This window comes from Streptomyces cathayae (assembly GCF_029760955.1).
GTDB classification, from domain to species: domain Bacteria; phylum Actinomycetota; class Actinomycetes; order Streptomycetales; family Streptomycetaceae; genus Streptomyces; species Streptomyces cathayae.
Window position 1 is genome coordinate 4,313,520 of the sequence record NZ_CP121682.1, and the last position, 26,967, is coordinate 4,340,486.

Here is a 26,967-nt window from a genome sequence, read left to right on the forward strand (position 1 = left end):
GCCGGGGATCTTGGTGACCTGCGTTTTCCCTGCTCAGGGGTAGTGGACTCGTACGCCTGGTGGTCGTCGTTGGTCGTCATTGGCCACCGCTGAGCGGCTTCGGACGGCCCAGAGACGGCCCGGGGGCGATCATTCGTCATTCTCCCGCGGGGCCGACATCCTGGGCGAGGTAGCGCAGGGCGCGCATCACCGTGTCCGCCTCCTCGCCGTGCAATTCCCGGCTGGGTCCCCCGAGGGCGGCATTCCGGGCGGCGATGTCGCGCAGGGCCCGCAGCGCGGTGTCCGCCTCCTCGAGCTGCAACTGCCGGCTGGGCCCCGCCGCCTGGAGATCGCTTCCCATGGCAACGGAGATCGCTTCCCGGGCCGGGAGGAACTCGATCGGGGCCGAGTACGCGGCCAGGTCGTTCACGCGGACCAGGCGCAGCTCGCTGGGTTCTGTCCCGGAGCCGGACAGGACCACTTCGGTGCTCTCGACACGGCCCCGGGCGACCCAGTAAGGGTTGCTGCTGTTCCGCCAGAGTTCGAACGTCACGGGTTTCCCCTCTGCGGTGATGGTGACGGGTTCGGAGGCCGGCAGACTGGCCGGAGGTCCCTCACCGGGGTGGCAGTAGTCCTCCAAAGCGTCCGCCAGGGCCTCGCTGGCCTTTGCATTGCCGGAGGAGGCGCTGAAGACCGTGACGTGCTCGACCTGGGGGTCGAAGTGCGGAGAGCCGAACCACAGGTACACATGGAGGTCGCCGGTGACGTGGTTGTGGCCGCTCCCCGTGAACTGCCGTGATTCCGGCCAGTCGGCATCGACAGCGACGACCCTGAAGCCATCTGCCGAGCCAGGGGTGCCTTGATCGTTCATGGGATCTCCTTGTGCTCGTCCGTGATCGGGCATCGTGCCATGCACGAGACCGGGGCCAACGGGTTGGGCCTGGGCTGGTCGGTGCACTACCACTCTCACGGGACCGGTCTCACCAGGTTCTGACAGCGGAGCGCATGGGGCGCCTCTTTGGGAGAGTGCTGGCGCCCTCGACACCCGCTTTAGGAGTTCGATCCCCCTGTGGAGCGACCTGCCTGAACGGGGTTCGGCGGTCGCTCGTGGATCCGGCTGGGGCTGCTTCGGTGTGCCATCGTTCGTCGCCGTTGATGAAGCTCCTATAGACCGTCAAGCGCTCTGTGTGAGTGGTTTCGGTGTGTGGTGGGGACGGGTGAGGTGCTGGTAGACCTCGCGGGCGATGAAGCGTTTGAGGCAGCGGAGGATGTCCTTCTTGGACATGCCTTCGGCGGTGCGGCGGGCGACGTAGTTCCGGGTCCGCTGGTCGTAGCGCATGCGGACCAGCGCGATCATGTGGAGTGCGTGGTTGGCCCGGCGGTCGCCGCCGCGGTTGAGGCGGTGCCGGTTGGTGCGGCCCGAGCTGGCCTGGACGGGGGCTGCCGCGCACAGGTGCGCGAACGATGCTTCCGAGGTGAGCCGCTCGGGGTTGTCGCCGGCGGTGATCAGGAGCTGGGCGGCGGTCTCGGTGCCTACTCCGGACAGCGCGACCAGCGAGGGTGCTGCTTCGGCCACCAGCGACTTCAGTTCGGCATCGGCGTCGGCGATCTCCTCGGTGAGGTACTGGTGGCGGCGGGCCAGACGCCGCAGGGCGATCCTGACCGCGCAGGCCGGGTCGCGGGTGTCCGCGCCGGGCCGGGACCGTGACAGCTGCTTGATCAGCTCGGCGGGGGCCAGTGTGCGCAGCCGCTCACGGACTTCGCCCGGCGCGGTGATGATGAGGGTGCGGATCTGGTTGATGATCTGTGTGCGGGCCTTGACGGCCGAGCGGCGGACCACTCGCAACGCGCGGATGGCCTCCACGATGCCATCGCGGGTCTTGGGGGTCCCGCCAGCCCGGCCGGAGAGTACTGCTGTCGCCGCGGCGAAGGCGTCTACGGGATCGGACTTGCCATTGGCCCTGCGGGCTCGTCGGTCGGGGCGGTCCACCTCGATCACGGTGACCTGGTTCGCCCGCAGCACCCGGGCAAGTTCGGAGCCGTAGGCGCCGGTGCCCTCGACACCGACGGCCATGACCTCGCCGTGCGAGCGAAGCCACTGCAGTAGCCGACGGTAGCCGTCGTGAGTGGTGGGAAATGTCTCGGTGGCCAGGTGCCGGCCGATGGAGTCGATCACTGCGGCCTGGTGGAAGTCGGTGTGGGTGTCGACGCCGCCGATCACCGTTGTCTCTTCTGCCATGCTGATGAGTGCTGTCCTTCCGTGCGACGCATGAGGGATGGCACGCGCCGGTCGGGCGGGAGGACAAGACTGTGATGGGACCTTTGGCCGGGCTCCTATGAGGTCACAAACGCCCGACCGGCCGCGCGCAGGGCGGCGCCACCCGAGTCGGCCGACATGTCATCAACAAGACAGCCTGTGCGTCGGTCAGTCGGCGGGTCAGACCGCCTCGGGCAGCACCACCGACATCCTCACAGTCAGCTGGTGATGTCAGTGCGACGGGCTATGCCCTGATGGGCAACGCTCGTGCCTGCTGGCGGGCTTGGGCCCTCAGCTTCTTGAGGCGGTCATGGAACGCGTTGTGGCAGTTCTGGTCGAGGTTCAGCGGCAGGTCGAGTTGAGATATGAGCTCCGACTCCAGGGCCCACGGCTCGGCATGCTCGATCCAGCACACTCGGGCGTTCTCGGCCATCCAGCGGCTGAGGGTGGCTTCCCCTGCCTTGCCAAAGGTCAGGCGCTTGCCGCTGCCTACACGGCGCAGGCGCAGCGCCGAGCCGCACCTGCGGACCACGGCTTTGAGGTGGCATGAGAGGCCCAGCGACAAGCGCAACTGTGACGACTGAGGCCGTCTTCGCTACGCCTTGCCCAGTTCTAGTTGCTCGACTAGGCGCTTGCGTTTAGAGGTCATCCAGCGGTAGTTGCCCTCACCGATTATTCCGGTTACTTCAGGGAGGATGAGCCGGTGTCCAAAAATGGCATATTCGACACCAGTGCGCTGTATCTGAGCCGTGTGTAGAATATTAAATTCGACACAACGAAAGCCCTTGTATAGCTTTTCTGTGATCCGCTTGTCCGCGTCGTAAGTAAGTAGCCATCGGAGTGGCGTCTGACGCAGCAGGGTGGCCAATTCCTGATGGTCGGCGTCTGCAAGGGAGTCCATGTAAAGTCGATCCCCTTGTACCAGATAAGGAGGGTCGACGTATAGAAGGACGTCGTCACTCTGAGGTTCTAGTGAGCTAATGAAATGACGGGCGTCCATCTCGGACAAAGTGACGCGGGATGAGTAGGTGCCGAGGTGGCGGATCCTGCCAATCAAGTTCTCTCGATTAAATCGGGCGTCAATCTTCCATTTGCCTGTTTGATCGAGTCCTCCGATGGGGCGAGCCCGCAGGATCCCAGACCGATTGCATCGGTTCAAAAAGAAGGTGGAAAAGCCCAGCTCGATATCGCTTTTCCCGGCCGGATTTCGATAGATTTCCGAGTGGTGGTGCCAGGCGTCAATGCTTACTTCTTCAGTTTCAATGACTGAAGCAAATTGTTCCGTATGCTCAAAAATGCATCGCCATAGGGCGGAGATGCCAGGGTCGAGGTCGTTGATGTAAATGTGGTCGACCTTGTTGTCGACGAGGAGACGCAGAGCTGCGCCCGCGCCCCCTGCGAATGCTTCTGCATAAGCTTTGGGACGCGGGCGTTGTCGCGCAATCAGCTGTGCGATATAGGGGGCCAGCCTTGCTTTTCCTCCTGGGTATCGGAGGGGGCTGATGTACCTCATCGCTTCTTCTTTTCAAGCAATTCGTCAGCCTTGTTCAAGAGGGGGCCGTATGCCAGGCTCAATTTCCGCACCTCGGAAGTAAGTGGGTTGCTCTGCCAGGAGTGAATGAAGGCGTGGAGGGTCTTCAGTACCAAGGCTCCGTCTTCCTCCTGCGAGAGTCTCCATGCGTTCGCGAGGAGAGGTTCGTTCTTTTCTGGGTCTACCTGATGAAGGACAGCGCCGATTCTACCCTTGAGCGAGTCCTTGTTCCGCCGCCATCCCAGCTGCTCGTAGACCTCGGTGACCACGATGTCCACCACGGCCCTGACCATAATAGACGCCACGTTGGGCATCTCGTCGATCTTGATCTGCTGGGCCTCCTCCAACACCTCAGAGCTCCGCAGGCTCACATGCCGAAGCTTCACACCTTGGAAGAGTCTTTTTTCGAAGTCGGCCCGCTTCCTTCGGGTCGGCTTCTTATCTTCGGTGGTGTCATTATCGGCAACACTGACCTTAGAGTTGCCTTCAGTGGTGTTGGTGGACTTGGAGTACTTCTCCGGTTCCTCAAGCCGATCGGCCAGCTTCGGCAGGTAATCCTCAACGCCCTGCAGGTAGTCTTCCCTCTGCCTCTTGGAGTAGATCTGGTCCACAGACACAGGACCCGCTAGGTCGCTGAAGAGCCGGCTAAGGATGGGGTGAAGCCGCGCTGACGGAAAACTGCTCAGCACGACATCTCCCTCGACGGAGATGCCGAGTCGATTCCGGACGGTGGGGTCGGCGATCATTCTGCCGAGATTCGTGATCCGCTTTTCACGCACGATCCGTGCGTTGGCGAGCAACTCGAGATCGTCGGGAAACCATGCGTGCACAGCTTCGATAAACAGCCGTGCCTTCTCTGTCGGGGTAGCCCGACCCTTGAACCGGCTGGCCTCGCCGGGGTTCCACGGGACTGTCCCTACACCATTGTTCTCGCCGGTGTGCTTGAGCTTGATCCAATGCTCCGCCTGCATCCGGCTCTCTGCGATGACGCACGCGAGTCGACGTGGCACCTCTCCATTCCTTGCAATGGCGGCGAACTGCTTCCGCAGTTTTTCTGTAGGAGCCAGCGCAGGGTTGTGGAGGAGCATGAGGGCTGCCACTCTCCTGTTGCCTTCGAGCACCACGTTCCGGTCTCCGTCGACGAGAACGATGGTCAGGTCCGTGGGGTTAACCCCATGCTGCGAGATGTCCCGTGCCAGCCGCACAAGCTTCTCTGGATGGTTCTCAAGTAGAGCGGCAATGGACTGCTCAAGGCTGGAGGTCGGATGTGTGTGCCGCGGGTTTGTCTCATCGAGCGCCAAAGACGCCACATGCATGCTTGCTTGCCTCATGCCACTCATAGTCCTAGCCCGCCCCCCGGCAGTGCATCACATTTATGAAATCTGGATCATACCCTCCTGTGTTCTCTGGCAGCTAGACCGATGATTTCCAGCCAATGGCTGAAATTCATGTCATCTGGGTCGTCGGAGCTGAAGGGGGGCGGGGCAAGGCCCCGGGGAGAGTCGCGTTCGCCCGATTTGATCATGTGGCGGGCTCCGGACGCAGAGCGGGCACGGCGCTTGTAGATCATGGAGTTCTCTACGCTTCACGATCTGCAAGGTTGCCGTGCCCGCTGCCTCATCTTCTCTCACCGCTGCTGCGCCCGTCACGACGCCCCCGCCCGTCGGCCCGGCGGCGGTCGTGCCGCCCGGACTCCTGGATGCCCTGGCCCGCGTGCCCGACCCACGCGACCGCCGGGGCGACGTTTCCAGCTGACCACCTTGCTCGCCGTCGGCGTCTGCGCGATGACCTGTGCCGGGCACAACTCCCTTGTCTCCATCGCGGAATGGGCACGGCGGTGTGAGCAGGAGGTTTTGGCCAGGCTCGGTTGCCCGTACGATCCCTTCGCCGGGCGCTACCGCGCTCCGGGTGAACGCACCCTGCGTGACGCGTTTGCCAGGGTCGATCCCGCGGCGCTGACCGCGGCCGGCTTCGCCCACCTGACTGCTCTGGCCACCGCACCCCTTGCGCCGGTGAACCCGGACGGCACCCGCGAGCGTGAACAGCGCCGCGCCCACCGCACCGCCCGACGCGTCCGTCCAGGCCACCAGAGCATCCGCAGACGTGCGATCGCCGTCGACGGTAAATGCCTGCGCGGTGCGGTACGCGCCGACGGATCGAAGGTGTTCGTGCTCAGCGCGGTGCGCCACGACGACGCGCTGACCGCGGCCCTGCGTGAGATCGGCGCGAAAACCAACGAAATCCCCGAGTTCGCCCCGCTGCTGGACCAGATCGCCGATACCGACCTCACCGACACGGTCGTCACCGTCGATGCCCTGCACGCCCGGACTGCCCATGCCCGCTACCTCGTGGAGCAGCGCAAAGCGCACTACCTGCTGTCCGTGAAGCACAACCAGCCCACCCTCGCCCGCCAGCTGGCGAAGCTGCCCTGGCGTGAGATACCCGTCCAAGACCGTTCCCGCGACCGCGGTCATGGCCGTGAGGAAGTACGCGAGGTCAAGGTCGCCAGCGTGGACAACCTGCTGTTCCCGCACGCCAAACAGGTCGTACGCATCCACCGCAAGCGTCGCCGACTCGGCACGAAGAAGTGGAGCACCGAGACCGTCTACGCGGTCACCGACCTCGCCGCCCACCAGGCCGGCGCCGCCGAGATCGCCGCCTGGGCCCGCGGGCACTGGATGATCGAATCCACCGTCCACTGGTCCAAAGACGTCGTCTTCGGCGAGGACCTGAGCCAGGTCCGCCGCCACCGCACCCCCGTCGTCGTGAGTGTCTTCCGCGACCTGGCCCGCGCCGCCCTCCACCGGGCCGGCTGGGCCAACATCGCCAGTGGCCGCCGCGCTCACACCCGCCCCGAAGCCATCCTCACCCTCCACGGCATCCCATGATCAAACCGGGCGAACGCGACTCTCCCCGGGGCCTTGACGCCTCGGTGCTCCTGGACGCGGGGGAGAACATCAAGGCTCTCGCCGAGTACCTGGGCCACTCGGACCCGGGCCTGACGCTCCGCGTGTACGCGCACCTGATGCCTACCAGTAGCGAGCGGACCCGGAGAGCGGTCCACAAGATCTATGACAAGAGCTGATCAGATTAGGCGTAGTCCACCTCTATTCCACTTCACTGTTTAGTGAAGTGCATTAGAAGCCGTATCCGTGATGGCTATACGGGAAGTGATAACCGACTCGTTATCTGTCTGTCTCGGTAGATAGATAAGTCATCAGTGTTACGTCGTCAGGCGGCAACTGTCGAGTCGGTTTCCAGTGGGAAACGTTTCTAGGCGGCAACTGCAGAGTCGGTTTCCAGGGGGAAACGTTTCCAGGCGGCAACCCTCTCACCTGGGAAGACGTTCCACACGAGGAAGACTTGATTCCATCCATGGAAGTAAGTAAAGTCCACCACCCAAGAAAGACTCTCGTACCCCCAACGGAGGGTGGAACGACACCCAAGGAAGACGCTTAGCAGGGAATTTGTGGTGCTCCCTCGGAAGGGGGGAGCGTCCTGCCTGTCGAATAGTGAAAGCCATCCCAGCCCTGGGGTGGCTCTCGTCTCCGTTGGCGCATTGCGAAGATCCGTAGCGGGATACCGAAACGCACAACTGGAGAAGGACATGTTGTCACGCCCTGGCCTCGCGCTCTACCTGGTTCCCCGAGAGCTCCCGTTCATCCTCATCGGCGGCGCGATCGGCGCCCTCGGTGCCTGGTCCGCAGCACCGATGGTGGCCACTGCTGTGACGGCGTTCCTGGTGGCCTTCCAGGTGAAGGTCAAGATCCTCACGAAGCCTCGCTCGTAACCGAACACGGCCCAGCGACGGCCCAAGGGCAGCAACAAGCCCCCTCCTGGCGGAAGAACCGCAGGTAGGGGGCTTGTTCGTGGGCGCTTACTTCTTCTTGCCCTGGTTCTTGACCGCTTCGATGGCGGCCGCGGCGGCGTCCGGGTCGAGGTAGGTGCCGCCGGGGTTGACCGGCTTGAAGTCGGCGTCGAGCTCGTAGGAGAGGGGGATGCCCGTCGGGATGTTCAGGCCCGCGATGTCGGCGTCGGAGACGCCGTCGAGGTGCTTGACCAGGGCGCGCAGGCTGTTGCCGTGGGCGGCGACCAGGACCGTGCGGCCGGTCAGGAGGTCGGGGACGATCGAGTCGAACCAGTACGGGAGCATCCGGACGACGACGTCCTTCAGGCACTCCGTGCGCGGACGCAGCTCCGGCGGGAGGGTCGCGTAGCGCGGGTCGTCGAACTGGGAGTACTCGGCGTCGGTGTCCAGCGGGGGCGGCGGGGTGTCGTAGGAGCGGCGCCACAGCATGAACTGCTCCTCGCCGAACTCCGCGAGGGTCTGCGCCTTGTCCTTGCCCTGGAGGGCGCCGTAGTGACGCTCGTTCAGGCGCCAGCTGCGGCTGACCGGGATCCAGAGGCGGTCGGCGGACTCCAGCGCCAGCTGCGCGGTGCGGATCGCGCGCTTCTGGAGGGACGTGTGGACCACGTCGGGCAGCAGGCCGGCGTCCTTGAGCAGCTCGCCGCCGCGTGTCGCCTCCTTCTCGCCCTTCGGAGTGAGGTTGACGTCCACCCAGCCGGTGAACAGGTTCTTCGCGTTCCAGTCGCTCTCGCCGTGGCGGAGGAGGATCAGCTTGTACGGTGCGTCGGCCATGGGTCCGAGCGTAATCGAAGCCATGAGCGGGCCGTGCCCCCCGCTCGACGGGCGGACCGTCGGTGGGAACCGTTAATCGAGTGGTGGACTCCTCCGGTTCCTTTGTAAGGTGTGCTCGCCGTTTCAGGTGCTTACATCGGGGGTTGCGTGGTGTCCGTCGTCCGTGTCCGGCGTGCGGTGCGGGAGACCGTGTCCGGACTGCCCCCGGCGTTCTGGTGGTTGTGGACGAGCACTCTCGTCAACCGGCTCGGTGCCTTCGTCGCCACCTTCATGGCGCTCTACCTCACCCTCGACCGCGGCTACTCCGCCACCTACGCCGGTCTCGTCGCCGCCGTGCACGGACTCGGCGGGGTGATCTCCTCGCTGGGCGCCGGGGTGATGACCGACCGGATCGGCCGGCGGCCCACGCTGCTCATCGCGCAGGCCTCCACCGCCGTGTCCGTGGCGGCCCTCGGTTTCGTGCGCGACCCCGTCTCCATCGCCGCCGTCGCCTTCCTCGTCGGCATGGCCAGCAACGCGTCCCGGCCCGCCGTCCAGGCGATGATGGCCGACATCGTCCGGCCCGAGGACCGTATCCGCGCCTTCTCCCTCAACTACTGGGCCATCAACCTCGGCTTCGCTGTCTCCGCCACGGCTGCCGGGTTCATCGCCGAGTACAGCTACCTCGCCGGGTTCCTCGTCGAGGCCGTGATGACCATGGTGTGCGCCGTCGTCGTCTTCGTGAAGCTCCCCGAGTCGAAGCCCGTGCGGAGTGCCGAGGAGGCGCGGGAGGACTCCGTGGGGCTGGGGACCGTCCTGCGGGACGGACGGTTCATGGGGGTCGTCGGGCTCTCCTTCCTCGTCGCGCTGATCTTCATGCAGGGGTCCGTCGGACTGCCCGTCGCGATGGGTGCGGCCGGGTTCACCCCGGCCGAGTACGGCATGGCCATCGCGGTCAACGGTGTGCTGATCGTCGCGCTGCAGATCCCGGTGACCCGGTTCATCGAGCACCGGGACCCCGGACGGCTGCTGGTGATCTCCTCGCTCCTCGCCGGGTACGGCTTCGGCCTCACCGCCTTCGCCGGGTCGGTCGGCGTCTTCGCCCTCACCGTCTGCGTGTGGACGCTCGCCGAGATCGTCAACGCGCCCACCCAGACCGGGCTGGTCGTCCGGCTGTCGCCGACCCACGGGCGCGGGCGCTACCAGGGCATGTACACGATGTCCTGGGCCGTCGCCGCGCTCGTCGCCCCGCTGATGTCGGGGTTCGTCATCGACCGGTTCGGGGCGCGGTGGCTGTGGGGCCTGTGCGCCGTCATCGGCACCGTGGCCGGCCTCGGGTACGGGCTGCTGATGCGTGGTCTGCCGACCGAGGAGACCGCGACCGGCGAGGAGAAGGCCGACGGGGGCAAGGCCGGCGGGGTTCAGCAGGCGCCGGAGGTCAGTGCTCCCTGAGGGGCGCCGCCTCCGGCTGGGTCCGGTCCGCCTACTGCACCATCAGCGGCACCGCGTGGATCTCGTCGGCCTTGTGGCCGGTGCGCTCGTGGATGCGTTGCACCGCTTCGGCGGAGGGTGCCTCCGAGAGACAGTAGATCGTGCCGGAGTCCGGGTCCGCCCAGGCCTGCCGGAAGTAGACGCTCTCCTCCTCCTGTATCGCGAGGTCGGCCTCATGCGCCTGCCGCAACTGGTCCGCCGTGATGCCCTGCATGCCGTGATGGATGTCCATGAACTGGGTCATGGCCGCGTACCTCCTTCCCACTCCGGGCCGTACGTACCGACTCGGGGCGTGCGTACTTCCATGCTGCGCCCGCACCGGCCGCCCGGCACACCGAAGGCCCCGGCGGTCGCCGGGGCCTTCGAACGGGCGTGCTCAACACTGGCAGGGGCTGCCCGACTGGCAGCCACAGCTGCAGCCGGAGCCGCAGCCGCACGCGGCGACCAGGGGCAGGCTCCTGATCTCGGCGGGCTGCTCCGTCTCCCGCTCCTGCGTGGGATCGGGCGTCGTGCCGGGGGAGCTGGGGGAATCGGCCATGGGTCCCTCCTCGAGACTGGCGCCGTGCCTATGTCCATTGGATGCCCGTTCCAGCGGGCGCATCAACGGCGCATCGGGGGCTCATGCGCGCTTTCGGCCGGTTCCCGCGCTCCCCCACGCGGTTCGGTCAGGCCTCCTGGGCCCCCGGCACCGGCTGGATGTCGGGCTGGACGTCCGGCTGGATCTCGTCCGCGTGCTCGCCCGTGACCAGGTAGACCACCCGCTTGGCGACCGAGACCGCGTGGTCGGCGTAGCGCTCGTAGTAGCGGCCCAGCAGCGTCACGTCGACGGCCGTCTCGATGCCGTGCTTCCAGCGGTCGTCCATCAGGTGCTGGAAGAGGGTGCGGTGCAGCAGGTCCATCTCGTCGTCGTCCTGCTCCAGCTGGAGCGCCAGGTCGACGTCCTTGGTGATGATCACCTCGGCCGCCTTGGCCATCAGGCGCTGGGCCAGCTGGCCCATCTCCAGGATGGTCGCGTGCAGGTCGTGCGGGACCGCGCGCTCCGGGAAGCGCAGCCGGGCCAGCTTCGCCACGTGCTGGGCCAGGTCGCCGGACCGCTCCAGATCGGCCGACATGCGCAGCGAGGTCACGACGATCCGCAGATCGGTCGCCACCGGCTGCTGGCGCGCCAGCAGGGCTATCGCACGGGCCTCCAGGTCGTGCTGCAGTTCGTCGACCTTCTGGTCGGCCTCGATCACGTGCTCGGCGAGCTTCAGGTCGGTGTCGAGGATGGCGGTCGTGGCGCGTCCGATCGCCGACCCGACCAGTCGGGCCATCTCCACCAGACTGTCGCCGATCGAATCCAGTTCCTCGTGGTACGCGTCCCGCATCAGGGTTCCTCTCGTACGTCTACTCGGGGCTTCGGGAGCCGGGCTCCCGTGGGGTTCCGGGGCGGGTGCTCCGCCACGCAGTCGACGGCGCGAACCCCGCGCGACCGACGGTGCGAAACTCCACGCTCCCACGTTCCGATCCTTACGCGTCCGGTTCCGCCACCCCAAATGAACCAACCCTGGCTCCAAGGTGAACTCTGAGCGACGAGTGTTCGAGCTTGTCCTCCCGTGGCTGTGGCCACTGCTCGGCGCATGCCTAACCTGGACACATGGACGTGAACGCGGCGGTCGCCGCAGCGGCGGCGATCGCCGGATTGCTCACCGGCGCCATCGCCGTGCTGGCGTTCCGCTTCAGCGAGCGCGAACAGCGGCGCCCCACGCGTTCCTCGCTGCACACGGACCCGGTGCTTCCGCCGGGCGTGGACACCGTGCTCTCCGTGCTGCGCTCCTCCGCCGTCGTCCTGGACGAGGCGGACGGCGTGGTCAAGGCCAGCTCCGCTGCGTACGCCCTCGGGCTGGTCCGCGGCGGCAAGCTCGCCGTGGAACCCATGCTGCAGATGGCCCGCGACACCCGGCGGGACGGCGAGATACGGCAGGTCGAACTGGATCTGCCCCGCCGCGGCACCGGGCGCGGCGAGGCCCTCGCCGTCTCCGCGCGGGTGGCACCGCTCGGCTCCCGGCTCGTCCTGCTGCTCGTGGAGGACCTCACCGAGGCCCGCCGCATAGAGGCGGTGCGGCGCGACTTCGTCGCCAACGTCAGCCATGAGCTCAAGACCCCCGTCGGCGCGCTCTCCCTGCTCTCCGAAGCCGTCATGGACGCCTCCGACGACCCCGAGGCGGTGGAGCGCTTCGCCGGCCGGATGCAGGGCGAGGCCATCCGCCTCACCAATCTGGTGCAGGAGCTCATCGACCTCTCCCGCGTCCAGAACGACGACCCGCTCGAGGACGCCGAACCCGTCCCCGTGTACGAACTGGTCGCCGAGGCCGTCGACCGCTGCCGCCACGCGGCGGGCACCAAGCAGATCACCATGGCCTCGAACGTGTGGGCGCCCGGCGGGCTCGAGGAGATCGAGGGGCGCGAAGGGCTCGCGGGGTCCGACCAGGAGGGCGGCGGGCAGCTGCCGAGCGCCGCCGACCTGCGCGTGTGGGGCAACCGCGGCCAGCTCGCCGCCGCCCTCGGCAACCTCGTCGAGAACGCCGTCAACTACTCGCCCGCCCGCACCCGGGTCGGCATAGCGGCCCGCAGGGTCGCCCAGTCGGGCGGGGCCCTGATCGAGATCGCCGTGACCGACCAGGGCATAGGGATCTCCGACAAGGAGAAGGAGCGCGTCTTCGAGCGCTTCTACCGCGTCGACCCGGCCCGCTCCCGCGCCACGGGTGGTACGGGTCTGGGCCTCGCGATCGTCAAGCACGTGGCCGCCTCGCACGGCGGGGAGGTCACGGTGTGGAGCGCCGAAGGCCAGGGCTCCACGTTCACCCTGCGGCTTCCCGAGGCCGCCGCGGCCCCCACCCGCGACCGCACCTCCCCGTCGTCCCGCCGGGACGAACCCGAAGACCTCGAGGACGAGGCCGGAGGGTCCACCCCCTCATCCCCCCGCACTTCCGATCCATCCGCGTACGAAACGCTTCCCTCCCCGGAGGTCCTTCCGTGACCCGAGTGCTCGTCGTCGAGGACGAGGAGTCCTTTTCCGACGCCCTGTCGTACATGCTCCGCAAGGAGGGCTTCGAGGTCGCCGTCGCGGCCACGGGGCCCGACGGCCTCGACGAGTTCGAGCGCAACGGCGCCGACCTCGTCCTCCTCGACCTGATGCTGCCCGGCCTGCCGGGCACCGAGGTGTGCCGCCAGCTGCGCGGCCGTTCCAACGTCCCCGTCATCATGGTGACCGCCAAGGACAGCGAGATCGACAAGGTGGTCGGCCTGGAGATAGGCGCCGACGACTACGTCACCAAGCCGTTCTCCTCGCGCGAACTGGTCGCCCGTATCCGCGCCGTGCTGCGCCGCAGGGGCGAGCCCGAGGAGGTCGCCCCCGCGGCCCTGGAGGCCGGTCCGGTCCGCATGGACGTCGACCGGCACGTGGTCACCGTGAGCGGTACCAAGGTCGACCTGCCGCTCAAGGAGTTCGACCTGCTGGAGATGCTGCTGCGCAACGCCGGGCGCGTGCTGACCCGGATGCAGCTCATCGACCGGGTCTGGGGCGCCGACTACGTGGGCGACACCAAGACCCTCGACGTCCACGTCAAGCGGCTGCGCGCCAAGATCGAGCCGGACCCGGGCGCACCGCGCTACCTGGTGACGGTCCGGGGGCTGGGCTACAAGTTCGAGCCCTGAGACCTCGGCCGGGCCACGGGCGGCCGTGGCCCGGCACCCGTGGCCGGCGTTTTCTTCGGTACGACGGTGGGCGGGATCCCTGCGCAGGGATCCCGCCCACCGTCGTGTGCGGCTGTGCCGCCGTTGTTCAGCTGCCGGCCGACTGGCTGGCCGAGGCCGCGTCGGACGGGGTGCCCGCCGGCTCCGAGGTCGCGGAGTCGTCCGGCGTGCCCGAGGCGTCGTCGGCGGGTGCGTCGGACGACTCCGCCGACGGTTGTGCCGGGGCGCCGGGCGCGGCAGGGATCTCGCTCGGGCCCCACTCGCTGAAGAAGGCCTCGGCCGGGTGGACGAACGCGCGCAGGCTCACGTCACCGGTCTTGCTGAAGGTGAACGTGACCGGCTGCGCGTTGCCGTCCTGGACGGCCTCACGGCTGCTGGGCAGGACGGCGGAGGCGTTGCCCGGGCCGCCGATGATGAGCGAGCCGCCGGCCGGGACGGTCAGGCTGCCGCCCTCGGCGGGGGTGAGCGCGACGGTCTTGCCGGTGCCGGGGAGAGTGATCGACTCCAGCGTCTGGTCGGTGCGGCCCTCGTTGAACAGGGTCGCGGCGACGACCGCCGGGCCCGTGGACTCGCGGTCCGGCTGGGTGACGACGATGGCGTTCTGGACCTTGATGTCGCCCACGGACGTCGCGGCGTTGTCCGGCTGGATCTGGAGGGACTGGGCGTTGTTGCCAGACGTGCACGCGGAGAGCGAGGCGACTGAGAACGCGATGGCGGCGGCGGCGATGGCACCGCGTCGAAGGCTGCTGCTCACGACGGCGGCAACTCCTTGACTCGAGCGAGCGGCGGCGACCGGTCGGCCGCCTTTAAGTGTCTGTCAGCGGCCTCAGGCTATCGAGCCGTTCCCGCGGACCCGCACCCGACCCTCCCTGTGAGGCCCGTGTTCCCCCGGGAAGGCGCGCGCGGACCGCGGCCGTCACTCGATCACCGGCCGTTTCCGCGAACGTCCACGGGGAGCGTGGCGGCTTGCGTAAGTGACTCGAGTAAGTGACTCGCCGGTCACTTCGGGCACGCACTCCTCCGACATTCACATAAGTGCGGCCGGGCTCGTCCGCGGCACCTTCTCGGAGAGGCGCGTATTTCGTGAAGGAATCCGGCGGCGGACCGGGAAATGCCGGGGCGGTCCGGAAATTGATCACCGGCCGCTCCTCCCGGAGGGCGTGTGATCAATTCCGGATTCGGCCGGAACCCTGCCGTGCACACCGAACGGAGTAGCGGAACTCGAGCGCCTGGGGGTGGACATATGGGTACGTTTCGCCACCTGCCGAGGCCTCCGGATGCGTGTACCGTACGCGTTTCCCTTGCCCTCGAGGGCCCCTCCGACCTGCGAATACATGCTTCCGCTCAGTGGTCACAGCACGTTCCTGATGCTGTTGTCAAGCCCCGAGAATGGCCCTGACCTGCGAAAACGTCATTCAGAACACGTCGTATCCGTGTTACCCTGGATAGCCACGGAAGGGGTACCTGTCACATGACGTTCAAGGTTGGCGACACCGTGGTCTATCCCCATCACGGGGCCGCGCTGATCGAGGCTATCGAAACTCGCCAGATCAAAGGCGTGGACAAGACCTACTTGGTGCTGAAGGTCGCCCAGGGTGACCTGACGGTGCGTGTGCCAGCGGACAATGCGGAGTTCGTCGGCGTACGTGATGTGGTCGGTCAGGACGGGTTGGACCGGGTCTTCGAGGTGCTGCGCGCACCGTACGCCGAGGAGCCCACGAACTGGTCCCGTCGTTACAAGGCAAACCTGGAGAAGCTCGCCTCGGGCGATGTCATCAAGGTCGCGGAAGTCGTGCGTGACCTGTGGCGTCGCGAGCGTGAGCGCGGACTCTCCGCCGGTGAGAAGCGCATGCTCGCCAAGGCGCGCCAGATTCTGGTCAGCGAACTCGCCCTCGCGGAGAAGACCAACGAGGACAAGGCCGAGGCTCTCCTCGACGAGGTTCTCGCCTCGTAAGGCGAGACGGACGAAGCAGGCGGAGCTTTCACGTCGCCAGTACGTACATCGAAGTGCGTCGAACTGCCGCGGTGCCCGATGACGGATGTGATGTCGCCGGGCGCTGCGGCATGTCCGTATCCGGACAGCGCCCGTACTCCGCAGCCGGTCCGTGCGCCGCACCCCTGCGCCGTACACACCCGCTCGGTACGCCCCGCACATCCCTGCGCCGCGCACTCCGGTGCCGCACGCTCCTGTGCCGCACCCCGCAGTGCTTCCCGGTCCGTGCGCCGCGCCGGGAACGTGTCACCACGCGTGTCCCCGCCCCTGGCGTGCGGGTCCGGGCGGCCGGCCCGACCAGAGTCACGGAAGGGGCTGGTCAAGGCGGTACGCCCGGCACTCCCCCCGCTCCGGGAGCAGGGGCTACGCCCAGGCCATACCCACCCCGGCCCTGTCGTCAAACTCCCCGGGCCGAGCACACCAACCTGACAGGAACCGATGTCTGACGAACCCCTCCTTCCGCCGACGCCGAACCCCGTGTCCGGCCCCGTGTCCGACCCTGCGACCGGCCCTGCGACCGCCCGCACGGCGGCCGTGATCCCGGCCGCCGGCCGGGGCGTGCGCCTCGGACCGGGAGCCCCCAAGGCGCTTCGCGCGCTGGGCGGCACGCCCATGCTCATCCACGCGATCCGGGCGATGGCCGCCTCCCGCGCCGTCTCCCTGGTCGTCGTCGTGGCCCCGCCGGAGGGCGCCGCGGAGGTCAGGACACTGCTCGACGCGTACGCGCTGCCCGACCGCACCGACTTCGTCGTCGTCCCCGGCGGGGAGACCCGCCAGGAGTCGGTGAAGCTCGGCCTCGACGCCCTGCCGCCCGGCTTCGACATCGTCCTGGTGCACGACGCGGCCCGCCCGCTGGTTCCCGTGGACACCGTGGACGCCGTCGTCGCGGCCGTCCGCGAGGGCGCCCCCGCCGTGGTCCCGGCGCTGCCGCTCGCCGACACCGTCAAGCAGGTCGAGCCGGCCGCCCCCGGCGAGCCGGAGCCCGTGGTCGCCACCCCCGACCGGTCCCTGCTGCGCGCCGTGCAGACCCCGCAGGGCTTCGACCGGGCCACCCTGGTGCACGCGCACGAGACGGTGACCGACGACGTCACCGACGACGCGAGCATGGTCGAGCAGCTCGGCCGGACCGTCGTCACGGTCCCCGGCCACGAGGAGGCCTTCAAGGTGACCCGCCCCCTGGACCTCGTCCTCGCGGAGGCGGTCCTGGCCCGCAGGAGGCTCAACGATGGCTTCTGAACCCCTGACCTCCGAGCCCCTGGCCTCCGAGCCGGACTCCGCATCGGTCTTCGCGTCGGCCTCCGAGTCGCACCCCGAGCCCCTGCCGGTGCTCCCGCGGGTCGGCATCGGCACCGACATCCACGCCTTCGAGGACGGCCGGGAGCTGTGGTGCGCCGGCCTCAAGTGGGAGGGCCAGGGCCCCGGACTCGCCGGGCACTCCGACGCCGACGTCGTGGCCCACGCCGCCTGCAACGCCCTGTTCTCCGCCGCCGGCCTCGGTGACCTGGGACAGCACTTCGGCACCGGGCGGCCCGAGTGGTCCGGCGCCTCCGGTGTGACCCTGCTGACCGAGGCCGCGCGGATCGTGCGGGCGGCCGGCTTCCGGATCGGCAACGTCGCGGTGCAGGTCGTGGGGGACCGGCCCAAGATCGGCAAGCGCCGGGACGAGGCCCAGCAGATCCTCACCGAGGCCGCCGGCGCCCCGGTGTCGGTCTCCGGCGCCACCACCGACGGACTCGGGTTCCCCGGCCGCGGCGAAGGACTGATGGCCGTCGCCACCGCCCTCGTCGTCCACACCGGCTGACGCCCCGGGCCGGGAGGACGACACGGGCCGGTAAAGGGGCACGGGGCACCGTCCCGGGCCGACTACCCTGGAGGGGTGACCATTCGCCTGTACGACACCAACGCCCGGCAGATCCGTGACTTCACCCCGCTTCGGCCGGGGTGCGTCTCGATCTACCTGTGCGGTGCCACCGTGCAGGCGGCACCGCACATCGGGCACATCCGCTCGGGGCTGAACTTCGACATCATGCGCCGCTGGTTCGAGTACCGCGGCCTGGAGGTGACGTTCATCCGCAACGTCACGGACATCGACGACAAGATCATCGCGAAGTCCGCGGAGCAGAACCGTCCCTGGTGGTCCATCGGCTACGAGAACGAGCGCGCCTTCACCGACGGCTACCAGGTCCTCGGCTGCCTCCCCCCGACCTACGAGCCGCGCGCCACCGGCCACATCACCGAGATGGTCGAGATGATGCGCGGCCTCATCGAGCGCGGCCACGCCTACGAGGCCGACGGCAACGTCTACTTCGCCGTCACCTCGTTCCCCGAGTACCTGGAACTGTCCAACCAGGAGCTCGAGAACCTGCTCCAGCCCTCCGGCGAGGGCGAGACCGGCAAGCGGGACCCGCGCGACTTCGCCATGTGGAAGGCGGCCAAGCCCGGCGAGCCGAGCTGGGAGACACCGTGGGGCCGCGGGCGTCCCGGCTGGCACCTGGAGTGCTCGGCGATGGCCCACAAGTACCTCGGCACCGTCTTCGACATCCACGGCGGCGGCCTCGACCTGGTCTTCCCGCACCACGAGAACGAGATCGCCCAGGCCAAGGCCTACGGCGACGAGTTCGCCCGGTACTGGGTGCACAACGCCTGGGTCACCATGAGCGGCGAGAAGATGTCGAAGTCGCTCGGCAACAGCGTCCTGGTCTCCGAGATGGTCAAGCGCTGGCGGCCCATCGTGCTCCGCTACTACCTCGGCACCCCGCACTACCGCTCGATGATCGAGTACAGCGAGGACGCCCTGCGGGAGGCCGAGTCCGCGTTCGCGCGGATCGAGGGCTTCATCCAGCGGGTGGGCGAGCTGACCGGCACGCCCGGCGCCGTCGAGCCGGCCGCCGAGGTGCCGCCCGCCTTCGCCGAGGCCATGGACGACGACCTCGGCGTACCGCAGGCCCTGGCGGTGGTGCACACCACCGTCCGGCAGGGCAACAGCGCGCTGGCCGCCGACGACAAGGAAGCGGCCGTCGCCCGCCTCGCCGAGGTGCGCGCCATGCTCGCGGTCCTCGGCCTGGACCCCCTCGACGCGCACTGGGCCGGCGACGGCGACCGCGGCGAGGAACTGAACGGCGTCGTCGACACCCTCGTCCGCATGGTCCTCGACCAGCGCGAGGCCGCCCGCGCCCGCAAGGACTGGTCCACCGCGGACGCCATCCGGGACCAGCTCGGCCAGTCCGGGCTGGTCATCGAGGACGGCCCGCAGGGACCGCGCTGGAGCCTCGGCCCGCGCTGAGGCAGACGGGGGAGCCGCCCGGAACCTCCTGGTTCTCCGGGTTCCCCAAGATCGGGTTGTGCCGTCCGGGCCTTCGGACGGCACACTTCACAGACGTAACACACACGCACGCACGTGTGGGTGCCTGCGGACGGACGCACACCAGCCCGTACGCAGGACCGCACGGACGACTTCACGGAGACGGGTAGATCATGGCCGCGAACAACCGCCGCATGTCCGGCAAGAAGGGCGCGCAGGTCGGCAGCGGCGGCCAGCGGCGCCGGAGCCTGGAGGGCAAGGGGCCCACGCCCCCCGCCGAGATGCGCAAGGGGCACGCCAAGCAGCGCGCCGCCCAGGCGAAGGCGCGCCGCGCCGCCGGACGCGCCCCGCAGCGGCGCGGCGGCGGCCGCTCGACCTCGGAACTCGTCGTCGGACGCAACCCCGTCGTCGAGGCGCTGCGCGAGGGCGTGCCCGCCTCCACGCTGTACGTCCAGCAGTTCATCGACAACGACGAGCGGGTGCGCGAGGCGCTCCAGCTCGCGGCCGAGCGCGGCGGCATCAACCTCATGGAGGCCCCCCGCCCCGAACTCGACCGGATGACCAACGGGCTGAACCACCAGGGCCTGGTCCTCCAGGTCCCGCCGTACGAGTACGCGCATCCGGAGGACCTCGTCGCGGGCGCCCACGACGAGGGCCGGGACCCGCTGATCGTCGCCCTCGACGGAGTCACCGACCCGCGCAACCTGGGCGCCGTCGTCCGCTCCGTCTCCGCCTTCGGCGGCCACGGCGTCATCGTCCCCGAGCGACGGGCCGCCGGGATGACCGCCGGTGCCTGGAAGACCTCCGCCGGCGCCGCCGCCCGTACGCCCGTCGCCCGCGCCACCAACCTGACGCGCGCCCTGGAGGCGTACAAGAAGGCGGGGATCACGGTCGTCGGGCTGGCCGCCGACGGGGAGGCCGAGATCGGCGAACTGGACGCGCTGGCGGGCCCGGTCGTGATCGTCGTCGGCAGCGAGGGCAAGGGACTGTCCCGACTGGTCGGCGAGACCTGTGACGTCCGGGTGCGGATCCCGATGCCGGGCGGCGCCGAATCGCTCAACGCCGGTGTGGCGGCCGGAGTCGTGCTGTACGAGGCGGCACGCCGCCGGGCCTGAACGGGCGTTCGACGCCATCACCCACACGGGGTGTTCCGGGTGGTCCGGACGAGCTTGACGGGGTCCGGACACATCCGGCGCGTCAAGGCAGTGTCCTATGACCACGTCACTCGGTTAGATGAGTGTGGACACCAGAACACCCCGCACACCCACGGGGGACCGTTCGTCGGGAATCGACGACGCTCCCGCGCTGAGCATGGTGAAGGTGCCGAGCGATCCGGCGCAGATCATCGTCAATCACGCCAGTTTCCGCGTGCAGTTGGGCGTCTCGGCGCGACGCGCCCGGTCCCCGCGGATCGCACGGCACTTCAGCGTCACCCAGGGCGCGCCCCGCATCCCCGTCGTCACCACCATGGGTGCCCCGGGCGGGGCCGCGCCCCGGCGGCGCCCCGTCGTCTGGAGCGGTCGCTCCGCCCCCGACGACACCGGCGCGCACCGGCTTCTCCAGGCCGTGCGCCACGAAGGCGTCCGTCACCCGGAGGAACCGCTCACCGACGCCGGAGCGACCCGGGTCGTCCCCCGCGTCGGCGAGGGGTACGGGAGCGAGGGGTACGGCTACGCCGACGACCCGGCCGACACCCAGCCCATCGAAGTGCCCGTCATCGGCTCCCAGCGCAGCCACGGCGGCGCACCGCCCCTGCTGCCCCCCATGCGCCCCGTCGGCAGCGCCTACGACGAACCGTCCTACGGCGGCTACGGCGGCTACGGGGACTACGGCTACGACGAGCACGGTTACGGCGACCGGCCCGATGCCGACCGGCCCTACGACGAACAGGGCGGCGGCACCGGCGAGTTCGAGGGCGCCGCCGGCCACCGGGCCGACGGCCGGAAGTCCGGCGGCCGCCGGGCCAGGCGCCCGGGCGACGACCCGGCCCGGCACGCCTACTATCCCGGCCGCCGGATGAACCTCGGCGTCGTCCTGCTCCCGCTGCGCGTCGTCCTCGGCTTCATCTCCCTCTACGCCGGCATGGGCAAACTCTGCGACCCCGTCTACTTCGACGGCGGCACACGCGGCTCCATGGTGACGTGGCTGAACACCCTGCACCCCTGGGAAGTCGCCCAGCCGCTCCAGCAGTTCGCCCTCGCGCACCCCGTCGGCGCCGGACTCGTCATCGCCTTCCTCCAGGTCATCGTCGGCGTCCTGACCGTCCTCGGCTGCTGGCAGCGCGTCGCCGCCGTCGTCGGCGCCGTGCTCTCCGCCGCACTGCTGGTCACCGTCAGCTGGAAGAGCGTCCCCGTCTACGACGCGCCCGACATCATCTACCTCGCCGCCTGGTCCCCGCTGGTCATCGCCGGTGCCCCCGTCTACTCCGTCGACGGCCGCCTCGTCGCCCGCGCCTGGCGCCGTCTCGGCCCCCGTACCGACCTGTGGGACCTGCGCCGCTACGTCCTGCGCCGCGGCACCCTGATCACCGTCGTCGTCTGCGGGCTCACCCTGCTCGTCGGCTCGCTGCTCGGTGGGGCCGTGCGTGACTCCGACCGCGTGGTCGTCCCCGGGCCCGGCGAGGCCCCGCGCAACGAACTGCCCGGCTCCCCGCTCCCGGAGAAGCCCGGCAGGAGCAGGCAGGGGACCCCGTCCGCCTCCACCTCGCCCAGCCAGAGCGCCTCCGCCGGGACGACCGACCCGACCGACGGCACCGCCGGTACCGCCGGCACCGGCGCGACCCGGGACACCGGCGGCGCCGTCACCGGCGCGCCCAGCCAGACCCAGGGCACCGTCGGTGAGGCCCCGCCCCAGCAGTCCTCCCCGGTCGACCAGGCCCCGAGCACCAGCTCCGGCCCCACCTCCGGCGGCGGCACCACGGGCGGTGGCGGCGACGGCGGCACCCCGAGCGACAGCGGCGGGGACGAGGCCCCGTCCCCCGAGGAGCCCGGCCGGCTCGTGGGCGGCCTCCTGGGGTAGCCCGTCCGCGCGCTGACGACGACGGGGTCCCGCACGGTGATGTGCGGGACCCCGTCGTCGTGTCCGGCGGCGGTCGTGTCCGGTGGCCGTCGGGTCCGGGTGGCGGTGGTGTCCGGACGGGGGATCAGCGGTTCTGGGAGGCCAGCTCCTTCGACGCCTCGGTCAGGTCCTTCGCGGTGTCGATCGCCCGCCAGTAGGAGCCCTGCGGGATCGGGAACCCGGCCAGCCGGCGCTCACGGGCCAGCCGCGGGAACGTCGTACGCTCGTGGTCGCCACGCTCCGGCAACAGGTCGGCGAACCCGGGGGAGAAGACGTACACGCCCGCGTTGATCTCGACCGTCGACGGCGGGGCCTCGATGAAGTCGGTGATGTGACCGAACCCGTCGGTCTGCACGGCACCCCACGGAAGGCGCGGGCGGGCCAGGGCGAGGGTCGCGACGGCGTCCCGCTCGGTGTGGAAGTCGGCCATGTCGCGCAGCGAGAAACGGGTCCAGATGTCACCGTTCGTGGCGTACCAGGGCCGGTCCGGGTGCGGGAGGCGGGCGGCGGCGTACTTCAGACCGCCGCCGCGGCCGAGCGGCTCCGTCTCGACGACGGTGGTGACGGAGAGGGGCAGATCGGCGCTCTCCAGCCACTTCTGCAGCACCTCGGCGAGATGGCCGCAGGAGACCACCACGTCCGTGACGCCCTCCTCGGCGAGCCAGGAGAGCTGATGGCCGATGATCGGGGTCCCCGTACCGGGGATCTCGACCATCGGCTTGGGCCGGTCGTCGGTGTACGGACGAAGCCGGGAACCCTGGCCGCCGGCCAGGACGACGGCTTGCACGGGCCGCGACGCGGCGCTCGGATCGGTCATGATCGCACTGTACGTGGCAGCCGAGGGACCGGGCGGGCCGGGCGGCAGGCCCTCTCCCGCGGGCCTTGGTGCCGGGCCTTGGCGCGGGCTGCGGTGCCGGGCCGTGCTGCCGGGCTGCGGTGCCGGGCGGTGCTGCCGGGCCCCGGGCGGGCTCAGCCGTGGGCGGCGAGCACCCCCGACGCGAAGGAGGTGTCGCAGACCGGACGGGCGAAGGACTGGGCCTTGGTGGAGCCGTACATCCGGACCGCCTCCCTGCCCAGCGCACGTGCGATCGACGTGCAGTGCCGCGCCAGCGACGGACGGTCGTTCACCGCCTGCTGGAGATGGGTGAGGACGACGCCCGGGTTCTCCCTCCGCAACTCGACCAGGAGCGTGTCCCGCAGCACCTCGTGCGGGGCGCGCGCGGCGCCGCGAGAGGACGCGCCGGCCGAGGACGCGCCGGACACGGCCGTGTCCGCGGCGGCGAGCACCGGGCTCGAAGGGCTCCCCGACCAGTTGACGTGGGCGACCGCGAGGGTCCCGGAGAACACCAGGACGACGGGCAGGACGAAGGCGAGGGTGCGGCCGACCCGGCGGGCGGGGCCCCGGCCGCTTCGCGTCTGAGGCGTAGTGGAGTGCTTCACGCGTGTGAGAGTAGCGTCCAGTGATGGAATGGGGGCATTCAGTCACTGGTTCGGGTGACATGGGCGGCACGTTCCCTGGGTAGCGCGTTGACGCACACTGCTCGAAAAGCTCCGAATGTCGGGGTGTTCGTCGACAGTACGGGCGCATTGCAGAGGGCCCCGCAGCGGTCTGCGGGGCCCTCTTCATCAAGTCGGGTGAATCACCCGGGGTGGTGCGACGGTCCGGTCACGGCTCTCAGTCGGACAGGCGCGCGCCGGACGACGTCGAGAACACGTGCGTCTCACCGGACCGCGGCACGACGTGCAGCGTGCTGCCCTTCTCCGGCACGTTGCGGCCGCCGACGCGGACGACGAGGTCCTTGGACTCGCCGCCGACCTCGGTGGTGCCGTACACGAACGCGTCGGAGCCCAGCTCCTCGACCACGTTCACGGTGACCGCGAGACCCTGGTCGGACTCGGCACCGGCCACGTCGAAGTGCTCGGGGCGGACACCGACGGTGACGGTCTTGTCGGTGGCGGCGGCCAGCGCGTCACGGTCCACGGCCACCACCGAGTTGCCGAACTTCACGCCACCGTCCGTGATGGGCACCTCGACGAGGTTCATCGCGGGGGAGCCGATGAAGCCGGCCACGAAGAGGTTGGCGGGCCTGTCGTACATGTTGCGCGGGGTGTCGACCTGCTGGAGCAGACCGTCCTTGAGGACCGCCACCCGGTCGCCCATGGTGAGGGCCTCGACCTGGTCGTGGGTCACGTACACCGTGGTGATGCCGAGACGGCGCTGCAGGCTCGCGATCTGCGTACGGGTGGAGACACGGAGCTTGGCGTCCAGGTTGGACAGCGGCTCGTCCATGAGGAACACCTGCGGCTCACGCACGATGGCGCGGCCCATGGCGACACGCTGACGCTGACCGCCGGAGAGCGCCTTCGGCTTGCGGTCCAGGTACTCCGTCAGGTCGAGGATCTTCGCGGCCTCTTCGACCTTCTGCCGGATCTCCGCCTTGTTGACGCCGGCGATCTTGAGCGCGAAGCCCATGTTGTCGGCGACCGTCATGTGCGGGTACAGGGCGTAGTTCTGGAACACCATGGCGATGTCCCGGTCCTTCGGCGGCAGGTGCGTGACGTCGCGGTCGCCGATGCGGATGGCGCCGCCGTTCACGTCCTCGAGCCCGGCGAGCATGCGGAGCGAGGTGGACTTGCCGCAACCGGACGGGCCGACGAGCACGAGGAACTCCCCGTCCTCGATGTCGATCTCGAGCGCGTCCACGGCGGGCTTGGTCGAACCGGGGTAGATCCGGGTCGCCTTGTCGAACGTGACAGTGGCCATGGTGAATGGGCCCCCTTCTACCGGCAGGAACGTGCCGGACGATCCGAGTAGGAAGGTGGTGCCACGACGGGATGTTCCGTTGTGGTTCCGAGTGGTGCAGTCCACGGAAGCGAACTGGCACAGGACGGTACCCGCGTTCACCTGATCTGTCAGTACCCGAGGTCATGTGAACTTCGCGGAAACTTTCGCCGGCCGGTGTCGCCGGCCGGTGTCACCGCCCGGCCGCGTAACGCTCGGCGAGCACCGCCACGGCCTCCGCGACCGCCTGCCGCAGCCCCGGCGGACCGAGCACCTCCGCCTCGGTGCCGAGCCGGAGCAGATCGCCGACGGCGACCGCCTCCGACTCGACGGACAGCTCCACCTCGACCCGTCCCGCGCCGTCCGGCGGCCCCGCGTCCCGCAGCGCCCGGACGCCCGCCGCCCCGAACTGCATCGGCAGCAGCTTCTGTCCGCGGGGCGAGAGCCGCAGCCGCGCGGTGCCCTGCCGCAGCGCCCCCTCCAGCCGCCGGGAGGACTCCGCCCAGTACGCGGCGAGAGCGAACCCGGCGGGACGGGTGAACACCTCACCCGTCTCCTCCACCGCCTGGAAACGCGACACCCGGTAGGTGCGCACGATGCTCTCGGAGCTCTCGGAGCTCTTGGGGGCCTCGGAGTTCTCGGGGGCCCCGGCCAGCGCCACGAGGTACCAGATGCCGCCCTTCAGCACGAGCCCCAGGGGGCGGACCTCCCGGTGCACCTCGCCCCGCCAGCGCCGGTAACGGGTGCGCAGCACCCGCCGCTCCCACACCGCTCCGGCGATCCGTTCCAGGTGCGGCACCGGGTCCGCGTCGCGGAACCAGGCGGGGGCGTCCAGGTGGAACCGCTCACGCACCCGGCGCGCCTGCTCCGCGAGCGCGCCGGGCAGGGCGGCCTCAACCTTCAGCTGGGCACTCGCCAGTACGGCCCCCAGACCGAGGTCCCCGGCCGGCCCCGGCAGCCCGGCCAGGAACAGCGAACCGGCCTCCGCGTCGGTCAGCCCGGTCAGCCGGGTGCGGTACCCCTCCATCAGGCGGTAGCCGCCCTCCGGCCCGCGCTCACCCCGGACCGGCACCCCGGCCGCGCCGAGCGCCTCGACGTCCCGGTACACGGTGCGCACCGACACCTCCAGTTCCGCCGCGAGTTCGGGGGCGGTCATCAGTCCGCGGTTCTGCAGCAGCAGGAGCAGGGAGAGAAGCCGGTCGGCACGCACGGGAGGCATTCTCCCGCGCCCCGGCCGTACCTGACAGGAGATGTCAGGTACGGCTCCCAGGATGGTCCCGCCGGGCCGCCGCGGCACGACCCTCGCCGACGGCACGACCGAACACGACAGAAGGAGCCCCCCATGCCCACCACCCGGACCACCGGCCACTTCACCTTCGCCGACTGGAAGGAGGCCCCCGTGGGCCCGGAGGACACCCACCCCCGGCTCGCCCACGCCACCGTCACCAACGCCTTCACGGGCGGCATCGAGGCCGAGTCCACCACCTGCGACTACTCCATCTCCTACCTGACCGCCACGACCGGCTCCTTCGCGGGAATGGAACTCCTCCGCGGCCGCCTCGACGGGCGCGAGGGCACCTTCGTCGTCGAGGAGCGCGGACGCTTCGACCCCGACGGGACCGTCCACTGCTCCTTCGAGGTCGTCGAGGGCTCGGGCACCGGCGAACTGGCCGGACTGCACGGCACCGGAGAGTTCACCTACCGGCACGGGGAGACGAAGGTGCCGTACACCTTCGCGTACGGCCTGGAGTGAGCGGGCCGGGCCCGCCGCCCTCAAGCGCGTGGCCCGGCGAAAGCCGCTCTGTGTACAGTGGACCCGCCCTCGCGCGTTCCGCGCGTGCGCGGCGCCTCCTTAGCTCAGATGGCCAGAGCAACGCACTTGTAATGCGTAGGTCGTCGGTTCGAATCCGACAGGGGGCTCCACTGAGAACCCCAGGCCGCATAGTTTGTGACCCGGGGTTCTCTGTTGCTCGGGGCACGGCGCGTCCCACGACGGGGTGCCGGCTCTACTCTTCGGGCTTCTTCCACCGGGCCTTCTTCTCGCCCTCGGCACCGCGCAGGGCCGCTCAGGAAAGCAGGAACGCCGCACCCGCCGGTTGCGCCTGCCCGGAGAGCTGCGGCAGCGCGCGTGCCGAACCACGTCGTTCGGCACCCGGACGAGAGCGTGGTCCTGGGACGGTGGGTACGTGGGGTACGAGGCCGCTCATCGACCCCGACGAGGAG

25 protein-coding genes, 1 tRNA gene and 2 pseudogenes are annotated in these 26,967 nt (G+C 69.4%); 14 read left to right on the forward strand and 14 right to left on the reverse strand.

Annotated elements, in window-relative coordinates:
• Positions 1-136 precede the first annotated feature (136 nt).
• From PYS65_RS19745 to PYS65_RS19765, 5 genes are all read right to left on the reverse strand, one after another.
• Positions 137-850, reverse strand: a complete 714-nt coding sequence (locus PYS65_RS19745) for a hypothetical protein (protein WP_279335247.1) — start codon at positions 848-850, stop codon at positions 137-139.
• A 303-nt stretch (positions 851-1,153) separates the two neighbouring features.
• Entirely contained in the window at positions 1,154-2,218 is a 1,065-nt protein-coding gene (locus PYS65_RS19750; protein WP_279333271.1) for an IS110 family RNA-guided transposase, read from the reverse strand.
• Between the two features lie 262 nt (positions 2,219-2,480).
• The gene (locus PYS65_RS19755) at positions 2,481-2,801 is read right to left on the reverse strand and encodes a GIY-YIG nuclease family protein (protein WP_279335248.1); all 321 of its coding nucleotides are present in this window, start codon (positions 2,799-2,801) and stop codon (positions 2,481-2,483) included.
• 30 nt (positions 2,802-2,831) lie between these two features.
• Positions 2,832-3,749, reverse strand: coding sequence for a DNA adenine methylase (locus tag PYS65_RS19760; protein WP_279335249.1), 918 nt, complete (start codon positions 3,747-3,749; stop codon positions 2,832-2,834).
• Complete coding sequence (locus PYS65_RS19765) at positions 3,746-5,098, reverse strand: ParB N-terminal domain-containing protein (protein WP_279335250.1); 1,353 nt, start codon at positions 5,096-5,098, stop codon at positions 3,746-3,748. The genes PYS65_RS19760 and PYS65_RS19765 overlap by 4 nt, the downstream gene beginning before the upstream one ends.
• A gap of 274 nt (positions 5,099-5,372) precedes the next feature.
• Here PYS65_RS19765 and PYS65_RS19770 point away from each other — a divergent pair.
• The 3 genes and pseudogenes from PYS65_RS19770 to PYS65_RS19780 all read left to right on the forward strand — a co-directional run bounded on the left by PYS65_RS19770 (position 5,373) and on the right by PYS65_RS19780 (position 7,557).
• Positions 5,373-6,655: pseudogene (locus PYS65_RS19770) on the forward strand (ISAs1 family transposase).
• 38 nt (positions 6,656-6,693) lie between these two features.
• Positions 6,694-6,852: pseudogene (locus tag PYS65_RS19775) on the forward strand (site-specific integrase); the annotation flags it as partial.
• 522 nt (positions 6,853-7,374) lie between these two features.
• Positions 7,375-7,557 (forward strand): hypothetical protein, encoded by a 183-nt coding sequence (locus tag PYS65_RS19780; protein ID WP_279335251.1) that lies wholly within the window; start codon positions 7,375-7,377, stop codon positions 7,555-7,557.
• Positions 7,558-7,644: 87 nt separating this feature from the next.
• Here PYS65_RS19780 and PYS65_RS19785 read toward each other — a convergent pair whose 3' ends face one another.
• Positions 7,645-8,406 carry a phosphoglyceromutase gene (locus tag PYS65_RS19785; RefSeq protein ID WP_279335252.1) on the reverse strand — a complete coding sequence of 254 codons (762 nt, stop codon included), beginning with the start codon at positions 8,404-8,406 and terminating at the stop codon, positions 7,645-7,647.
• 150 nt (positions 8,407-8,556) lie between these two features.
• Between PYS65_RS19785 and PYS65_RS19790 the strand changes: the two genes are divergently transcribed.
• Complete coding sequence (locus PYS65_RS19790) at positions 8,557-9,837, forward strand: MDR family MFS transporter (protein ID WP_279335253.1); 1,281 nt, start codon at positions 8,557-8,559, stop codon at positions 9,835-9,837.
• A gap of 31 nt (positions 9,838-9,868) precedes the next feature.
• Here PYS65_RS19790 and PYS65_RS19795 read toward each other — a convergent pair whose 3' ends face one another.
• The 3 genes from PYS65_RS19795 to phoU form a co-directional block, all read right to left on the reverse strand.
• On the reverse strand, positions 9,869-10,120 hold the full coding sequence (locus tag PYS65_RS19795) for an SCO4226 family nickel-binding protein (RefSeq protein WP_279335254.1): 252 nt from the start codon (positions 10,118-10,120) through the stop codon (positions 9,869-9,871).
• A gap of 132 nt (positions 10,121-10,252) precedes the next feature.
• Positions 10,253-10,414, reverse strand: a complete 162-nt coding sequence (locus tag PYS65_RS19800) for a hypothetical protein (protein ID WP_279335256.1) — start codon at positions 10,412-10,414, stop codon at positions 10,253-10,255.
• A 127-nt stretch (positions 10,415-10,541) separates the two neighbouring features.
• Positions 10,542-11,243, reverse strand: a complete 702-nt coding sequence (gene phoU, locus PYS65_RS19805; protein WP_279335257.1) for a phosphate signaling complex protein PhoU — start codon at positions 11,241-11,243, stop codon at positions 10,542-10,544.
• A gap of 269 nt (positions 11,244-11,512) precedes the next feature.
• Here phoU and phoR point away from each other — a divergent pair, with 269 nt between their 5' ends.
• Positions 11,513-12,895: a two-component system sensor histidine kinase PhoR gene (gene phoR, locus PYS65_RS19810; RefSeq protein WP_279335258.1), complete on the forward strand. Its 1,383-nt coding sequence runs from the start codon at positions 11,513-11,515 to the stop codon at positions 12,893-12,895.
• Between the two features lie 5 nt (positions 12,896-12,900).
• Complete coding sequence (gene phoP / locus PYS65_RS19815) at positions 12,901-13,572, forward strand: two-component system response regulator PhoP (RefSeq protein ID WP_465269202.1); 672 nt, start codon at positions 12,901-12,903, stop codon at positions 13,570-13,572.
• Between the two features lie 127 nt (positions 13,573-13,699).
• Here phoP and PYS65_RS19820 read toward each other — a convergent pair whose 3' ends face one another.
• Positions 13,700-14,365 (reverse strand): copper chaperone PCu(A)C domain-containing protein, encoded by a 666-nt coding sequence (locus PYS65_RS19820; RefSeq protein WP_279335259.1) that lies wholly within the window; start codon positions 14,363-14,365, stop codon positions 13,700-13,702.
• 717 nt (positions 14,366-15,082) lie between these two features.
• Between PYS65_RS19820 and PYS65_RS19825 the strand changes: the two genes are divergently transcribed.
• The 6 genes from PYS65_RS19825 (at position 15,083) to PYS65_RS19850 (ending at position 21,923) form a co-directional block, all read left to right on the forward strand.
• Positions 15,083-15,565 (forward strand): CarD family transcriptional regulator, encoded by a 483-nt coding sequence (locus PYS65_RS19825; RefSeq protein ID WP_042168913.1) that lies wholly within the window; start codon positions 15,083-15,085, stop codon positions 15,563-15,565.
• A gap of 477 nt (positions 15,566-16,042) precedes the next feature.
• Positions 16,043-16,840, forward strand: coding sequence for a 2-C-methyl-D-erythritol 4-phosphate cytidylyltransferase (gene ispD / locus PYS65_RS19830; RefSeq protein WP_279335260.1), 798 nt, complete (start codon positions 16,043-16,045; stop codon positions 16,838-16,840).
• Positions 16,830-17,405 carry a 2-C-methyl-D-erythritol 2,4-cyclodiphosphate synthase gene (gene ispF / locus PYS65_RS19835; RefSeq protein ID WP_387038142.1) on the forward strand — a complete coding sequence of 192 codons (576 nt, stop codon included), beginning with the start codon at positions 16,830-16,832 and terminating at the stop codon, positions 17,403-17,405. The genes ispD and ispF overlap by 11 nt, the downstream gene beginning before the upstream one ends.
• 75 nt (positions 17,406-17,480) lie before the next feature.
• On the forward strand, positions 17,481-18,887 hold the full coding sequence (gene cysS, locus PYS65_RS19840; RefSeq protein WP_279335261.1) for a cysteine--tRNA ligase: 1,407 nt from the start codon (positions 17,481-17,483) through the stop codon (positions 18,885-18,887).
• A gap of 191 nt (positions 18,888-19,078) precedes the next feature.
• The gene (gene rlmB, locus PYS65_RS19845) at positions 19,079-20,020 is read left to right on the forward strand and encodes a 23S rRNA (guanosine(2251)-2'-O)-methyltransferase RlmB (protein WP_279335262.1); all 942 of its coding nucleotides are present in this window, start codon (positions 19,079-19,081) and stop codon (positions 20,018-20,020) included.
• Positions 20,021-20,138: 118 nt separating this feature from the next.
• The gene (locus PYS65_RS19850) at positions 20,139-21,923 is read left to right on the forward strand and encodes a DoxX family protein (RefSeq protein ID WP_279335263.1); all 1,785 of its coding nucleotides are present in this window, start codon (positions 20,139-20,141) and stop codon (positions 21,921-21,923) included.
• Positions 21,924-22,047: 124 nt separating this feature from the next.
• Here the strand turns inward: PYS65_RS19850 and PYS65_RS19855 are convergent, their stop codons facing one another.
• The 4 genes from PYS65_RS19855 to PYS65_RS19870 form a co-directional block, all read right to left on the reverse strand.
• A complete protein-coding gene (locus tag PYS65_RS19855) occupies positions 22,048-22,779 on the reverse strand; it encodes a nucleotidyltransferase family protein (protein WP_279335264.1) in 732 nt (243 codons plus the stop codon).
• 152 nt (positions 22,780-22,931) lie between these two features.
• Positions 22,932-23,402: a hypothetical protein gene (locus PYS65_RS19860; protein WP_279335265.1), complete on the reverse strand. Its 471-nt coding sequence runs from the start codon at positions 23,400-23,402 to the stop codon at positions 22,932-22,934.
• Positions 23,403-23,637: 235 nt separating this feature from the next.
• Positions 23,638-24,726, reverse strand: a complete 1,089-nt coding sequence (locus tag PYS65_RS19865; protein WP_279335266.1) for an ABC transporter ATP-binding protein — start codon at positions 24,724-24,726, stop codon at positions 23,638-23,640.
• 211 nt (positions 24,727-24,937) lie between these two features.
• Positions 24,938-25,954 (reverse strand): helix-turn-helix transcriptional regulator, encoded by a 1,017-nt coding sequence (locus PYS65_RS19870; RefSeq protein WP_481007626.1) that lies wholly within the window; start codon positions 25,952-25,954, stop codon positions 24,938-24,940.
• Positions 25,955-26,086: 132 nt separating this feature from the next.
• On the opposite strand from PYS65_RS19870, the gene PYS65_RS19875 reads away from it, so the two are divergent.
• Together PYS65_RS19875 and PYS65_RS19880 are read left to right on the forward strand one after the other, a co-directional pair.
• The gene (locus PYS65_RS19875) at positions 26,087-26,497 is read left to right on the forward strand and encodes a DUF3224 domain-containing protein (RefSeq protein WP_279335268.1); all 411 of its coding nucleotides are present in this window, start codon (positions 26,087-26,089) and stop codon (positions 26,495-26,497) included.
• Positions 26,498-26,590: 93 nt separating this feature from the next.
• Positions 26,591-26,667, forward strand: a tRNA-Thr gene (locus PYS65_RS19880).
• The last annotated feature ends 300 nt before the right edge of the window (positions 26,668-26,967 follow it).

What these genes read in the sequence shown, in the direction of transcription:
- PYS65_RS19785 (WP_279335252.1), bottom strand. Translation starts at nt 8,406, where the DNA reads ATGGCCGACGCACCGTACAAGCTGATCCTCCTCCGCCACGGCGAGAGC.
- PYS65_RS19760 (WP_279335249.1), bottom strand. Translation starts at nt 3,749, where the DNA reads ATGAGGTACATCAGCCCCCTCCGATACCCAGGAGGAAAAGCAAGGCTG.
- PYS65_RS19745 (WP_279335247.1), bottom strand. Translation starts at nt 850, where the DNA reads ATGAACGATCAAGGCACCCCTGGCTCGGCAGATGGCTTCAGGGTCGTC.
- phoR (WP_279335258.1), top strand. Translation starts at nt 11,513, where the DNA reads ATGGACGTGAACGCGGCGGTCGCCGCAGCGGCGGCGATCGCCGGATTG.
- PYS65_RS19865 (WP_279335266.1), bottom strand. Translation starts at nt 24,726, where the DNA reads ATGGCCACTGTCACGTTCGACAAGGCGACCCGGATCTACCCCGGTTCG.
- PYS65_RS19795 (WP_279335254.1), bottom strand. Translation starts at nt 10,120, where the DNA reads ATGACCCAGTTCATGGACATCCATCACGGCATGCAGGGCATCACGGCG.
- rlmB (WP_279335262.1), top strand. Translation starts at nt 19,079, where the DNA reads ATGGCCGCGAACAACCGCCGCATGTCCGGCAAGAAGGGCGCGCAGGTC.
- PYS65_RS19800 (WP_279335256.1), bottom strand. Translation starts at nt 10,414, where the DNA reads ATGGCCGATTCCCCCAGCTCCCCCGGCACGACGCCCGATCCCACGCAG.
- PYS65_RS19750 (WP_279333271.1), bottom strand. Translation starts at nt 2,218, where the DNA reads ATGGCAGAAGAGACAACGGTGATCGGCGGCGTCGACACCCACACCGAC.
- phoU (WP_279335257.1), bottom strand. Translation starts at nt 11,243, where the DNA reads ATGCGGGACGCGTACCACGAGGAACTGGATTCGATCGGCGACAGTCTG.
- PYS65_RS19780 (WP_279335251.1), top strand. Translation starts at nt 7,375, where the DNA reads ATGTTGTCACGCCCTGGCCTCGCGCTCTACCTGGTTCCCCGAGAGCTC.
- PYS65_RS19825 (WP_042168913.1), top strand. Translation starts at nt 15,083, where the DNA reads ATGACGTTCAAGGTTGGCGACACCGTGGTCTATCCCCATCACGGGGCC.
- PYS65_RS19855 (WP_279335264.1), bottom strand. Translation starts at nt 22,779, where the DNA reads ATGACCGATCCGAGCGCCGCGTCGCGGCCCGTGCAAGCCGTCGTCCTG.
- ispD (WP_279335260.1), top strand. Translation starts at nt 16,043, where the DNA reads ATGTCTGACGAACCCCTCCTTCCGCCGACGCCGAACCCCGTGTCCGGC.
- PYS65_RS19765 (WP_279335250.1), bottom strand. Translation starts at nt 5,098, where the DNA reads ATGAGGCAAGCAAGCATGCATGTGGCGTCTTTGGCGCTCGATGAGACA.
- PYS65_RS19850 (WP_279335263.1), top strand. Translation starts at nt 20,139, where the DNA reads ATGAGTGTGGACACCAGAACACCCCGCACACCCACGGGGGACCGTTCG.
- ispF (WP_387038142.1), top strand. Translation starts at nt 16,830, where the DNA reads ATGGCTTCTGAACCCCTGACCTCCGAGCCCCTGGCCTCCGAGCCGGAC.
- PYS65_RS19875 (WP_279335268.1), top strand. Translation starts at nt 26,087, where the DNA reads ATGCCCACCACCCGGACCACCGGCCACTTCACCTTCGCCGACTGGAAG.